The organism is Rhodopseudomonas palustris (genome assembly GCF_003226555.1).
Classification (GTDB): Bacteria; Pseudomonadota; Alphaproteobacteria; order Rhizobiales; family Xanthobacteraceae; genus Rhodopseudomonas; species Rhodopseudomonas palustris_I.
In genome coordinates this window covers 1-379 of sequence record NZ_QKQS01000041.1, presented here as the reverse complement: position 1 = coordinate 379, position 379 = coordinate 1, and the positions used below count along the sequence as shown (strand labels likewise).

General features: G+C 65.2%; 1 protein-coding gene. It reads right to left on the bottom strand.

Features of this window, described 5'->3' with window-relative positions; all coding sequences use genetic code 11:
• Positions 1 to 379, bottom strand: a 379-nt coding sequence (locus DNX69_RS25315) for a porin (protein WP_207803190.1), incomplete at both ends; no start/stop codon positions are given.

Below are 379 nucleotides of genomic sequence, written 5' to 3'. Positions count from 1 at the left end.
CCGCAGCGGTGAGCGGCAGGACGCCCGACGAGGCCTGATCGAGATAGGTGTACATCACTTCGCCCGACAGGGTCAGACCCTTGACCGGGGTCCAGCGGGTGACGGTACCGATCTGAGAGATCGCGAAGTCCGGGTTGCAGGTGAAGCCGGCGACATTGGCGCCCAGACCGCTGCAGATCAGAGCAGTCGCGGTGCCGTTGTAGTCGAGCTTGGTGTACGACCCGAACAGCGAGGTCGACCAGTAGGGGTTCCAGTTGTGGTTGAATGCACCACGGACGCCCCAGGCGCCGGTCTTCTCGATGCCGGTGCCGGTCAGGTTGTTCGCGCCGGCGAACACGCCGTCAGCCGCAACGCCGAACGCGACGCTCTGATAGGTGCC